The sequence below is a fragment of the Clostridium sp. Marseille-QA1073 genome (genome assembly GCF_054863625.1).
In genome coordinates this window covers 1-3,403 of sequence record NZ_JBSVQM010000057.1, presented here as the reverse complement: position 1 = coordinate 3,403, position 3,403 = coordinate 1, and the positions used below count along the sequence as shown (strand labels likewise).

Below are 3,403 nucleotides of genomic sequence, written 5' to 3'. Positions count from 1 at the left end.
TTAGATAGGAATAATAAAGTATATTTGGTTAAAACTGAAATAAAGAAGTCTTTTAATTAATAAGATAGACTTATTGCAAAAAATATATTAATAACTTCTGTAATAAAGTTATATATTATGTTATTACTTATAAAGTTCATAGAATTTCTATAAAATAAGCATAATTAATGTTAGTCTTAGTATTTTTATATTTATACATAAAAGAAAATGAAATGGTAAAAATATAATTAAAATATTTTGGAGGCATTAAAATGAAAGATGAAAGAGAATATAATTCTAAAAACAGAGCAAAAGAAATGATGATTGATGGTGAAGATTGGGATCAAATTCAAAAAGAAACAAGATTGAGAGAAAAAGATTTAAAGAGAATACAAAAAGAAATAAATGAGAAATTTTAATAAAGTTTAGTGGCAGAAACTGATAGCAAATAAAAATGTTATCAGTTTTTATTAAATCGTATCAATACAAAGGAGGATAATAAATGAAATATGAAGTTTTATTAAGTAATGAAGAGTTACTTAAACAATATGAAAATACTGTAAAAAAATTTGATTTAAATAAAAAAAGAGTTTTTATTAGTTATTTTGTTTATTGGTGTGCATTAACAAGTATTGATGCTAGAGTATGCGGTGCAATAATATTAAATCATTTAATAACTTTATCCTCCATAGATAGTAATGAAATAAATATACTTAAAGAGCTTTGTGATTCTATTAAATATACAATAGAAAAAGATAAGTTGTTAAAATGGGAAGAGGAAAGAGCGTATGATGAAATGAGTGATATTGCATTTATAGTGGAAAGTAAATTGAAACTTGATGATAAAATCAAAAATAATCGAGGTTGTAGTTTACTTAAAAAAGGAATAAAATATACAGTAAAAGATTTGATGAATGAATCTATTTTAATTTTAAAAAAATACATTGATAAAATATTTAGATAATATAACAATTTGGGGGGAGCATTTTGGCAAAAGTTGAAAAGTTATTAGAAATATCTAAAAAAAGTTTTGAGAGCAATGAAGAAATAGTACATTATATATATGGAGCTTATGAAAAGGTATTTGATGGAAAAAGTACATTAAGGACGGGCATCTTAATAGCAACTAATAAAAAAATAAGATTCTGTAGTAAAAGATTTTTTACAATATTTAATGATATAATTGAATATGAAGATATATATAATGTAGAATTGTCTCAGGAAAAATTTGGAGATAAAGTGTTTATTCATTGCAAAAAGCAATCTTGTTCTATGAAATTTGTAGAGGATAAAAATTTAATAAAATTTGTAGATTTTATTAAAGAAAATAAAGGAAAAAGAGGCAACAGCTTAAAGACCTGTAAACTGTAGGTCTTTTTTATATTTGAGGTAATATATTAGAGTTATCTTAAATAAATGTTTAAATTGAAGGTTTAATATAGTATAACAATATATGTAGCTTATAAGAGCAAAGTAACAAATTTAAACTTAGGAACTATAATATATTAGGTCATAAACTAATATTTAATGGCTATTTTTTCCTAAAATTGTTTTGGAGTAAATTTCTTAAAAGATAAATGATTTTGATATATAAGCCCTTATAAAATATTTTATTTTAATGAAATTTGATTTAAGGGAGGGAATGTGTTTGATTTATGATATATTTAACATCTATGCTAGGTTAGCAGTAGATGTTTTATCAGATATACCTGGTCCAACCGGCCCAACGGGACCAACCGGTCCAACGGGTCCAACAGGACCAAGAGGAGCAACGGGGCCAACGGGGCAAGCAGGACAACCAGGTCAACCGGGACAACCTGGACAAGCAGGTAAACCTGGCCAACCAGGAGCTCCCGGTGTTCAAGGAGTTGCAGGGCAACCCGGACAACCGGGACAACCTGGACAGCCTGGCCAACCAGGACAACCTGGACCGAGAGGAGCAACAGGCCCAACTGGAGCAACGGGCCCAACCGGTCCAACAGGAGCAACCGGAGCGACAGGTCCAACAGGCCCAATAGGCCCAACAGGATTAACTGGGGTAACCGGAGCAACAGGACCAACAGGATTAACAGGAGCGACCGGCCCAACTGGTCCAACAGGATTAACAGGAGCAACCGGAGCGACCGGCCCAATAGGCCCAATGGGAGCAACTGGGGCAACAGGTCCAACAGGATTAACAGGAGTAACCGGAGCAACCGGCCCAATAGGTCCAACAGGAGCAACTGGGGCAACAGGTCCAACAGGATTAACAGGAGCAACCGGAGTGACCGGCCCAATAGGCCCAACAGGAGCAACCGGAGCGACAGGTCCAACAGGCCCAATAGGCCCAACAGGATTAACAGGAGCAACCGGCCCAATAGGCCCAACAGGAGCGACCGGTCCAACAGGATTAACAGGAGCAACCGGGGCAACAGGCCCAATAGGATCAACTGGGGCAACAGGCCCAATCGGAGCGACAGGTCCAACAGGATTAACAGGAGCAACCGGGGCAACAGGCCCAATAGGACCAACTGGGGCAACAGGCCCAATCGGAGCGACAGGTCCAATAGGTCCAACTGGTCCAACTGGACCAATTGGTTTAGTAGGACCAACTGGCCCAACAGGGGCAACCGGCCCAACTGGATCACCAGGAGCGCCCGGTGCAGATGGAGCACCCGGTGCAGATGGAGCTCCTGGTGCAACTGGAGCAACTGGTCCACAGGGTCCTGCAGGAGCAGATGGAGCGCCAGGAACACCAGGTGCACCAGGAGCGCCAGGAGCTCCTGGTGCAACAGGCGATACCGGTCCAACAGGTCCAACAGGACCAACCGGCCCAACAGGTCCGACCGGCCCGACAGGACCAACTGGAGTACAAGGAATTCAAGGTATACAAGGAGTAACAGGCCCAACTGGCCCTGCAAATGGATTAAATTCATTTGGCTATGTTTATAATACCGGAAATCAAACTATAAGTATAGCATTGCTTCAGCCACCTCAACCTATAAACTTTAATAATTCCGGTCCGCTATCCACTGGAGTAACTCATCCAACTGCAAATACTATAAATGTTACTAATGCTGGTCAGTATGAGATAAATTTTGTAGTATTTTTTACAGCAACTTTAGCAGTATCAGGAACATTCCAAATTCAAATAAATGGAACTGCTGTTCCAGGAGGAGTGTTTACAGAGACATTAAGTACAGGACTTCAAGTCTATAGTGGAAGTGTAATAGCTACAGTACCTGCAAATGCAAATATTCAATTAGCGTTTGGAGCAGCAGTAGCATTAGGAATTACAATAACAGGTACTAATGTAAGTGCCACACTATCAGTTAAACAAATAAGTTAAAATATAAAATACTTGAGTCTCCCTATTTTAGGGAGATTCTTAAATATATAAGGTTAACTTTTAAAATTTTAATAGTGATTATTTATATGAAAAACA

Annotated in this window: 4 protein-coding genes; all 4 read left to right on the top strand. The window is 37.0% G+C overall.

What is annotated here, in order from left to right:
* Nucleotides 1-251 precede the first annotated feature (251 nt).
* On the top strand, nt 252-398 hold the full coding sequence (locus ACY1IQ_RS21035) for a hypothetical protein (RefSeq protein WP_461615820.1): 147 nt from the start codon (nt 252-254) through the stop codon (nt 396-398).
* A gap of 83 nt (nt 399-481) precedes the next feature.
* Nucleotides 482-943, top strand: coding sequence for a hypothetical protein (locus ACY1IQ_RS21030; protein ID WP_461615819.1), 462 nt, complete (start codon nt 482-484; stop codon nt 941-943).
* A 23-nt stretch (nt 944-966) separates the two neighbouring features.
* Entirely contained in the window at nt 967-1,350 is a 384-nt protein-coding gene (locus ACY1IQ_RS21025) for a PH domain-containing protein (protein WP_461615818.1), read from the top strand.
* A gap of 277 nt (nt 1,351-1,627) precedes the next feature.
* The gene (locus ACY1IQ_RS21020) at nt 1,628-3,307 is read left to right on the top strand and encodes a BclA C-terminal domain-containing protein (RefSeq protein ID WP_461615817.1); all 1,680 of its coding nucleotides are present in this window, start codon (nt 1,628-1,630) and stop codon (nt 3,305-3,307) included.
* Nucleotides 3,308-3,403 lie beyond the last annotated feature (96 nt).

What these genes read in the sequence shown, in the direction of transcription:
- ACY1IQ_RS21035 (WP_461615820.1), top strand. Translation starts at nt 252, where the DNA reads ATGAAAGATGAAAGAGAATATAATTCTAAAAACAGAGCAAAAGAAATG.
- ACY1IQ_RS21030 (WP_461615819.1), top strand. Translation starts at nt 482, where the DNA reads ATGAAATATGAAGTTTTATTAAGTAATGAAGAGTTACTTAAACAATAT.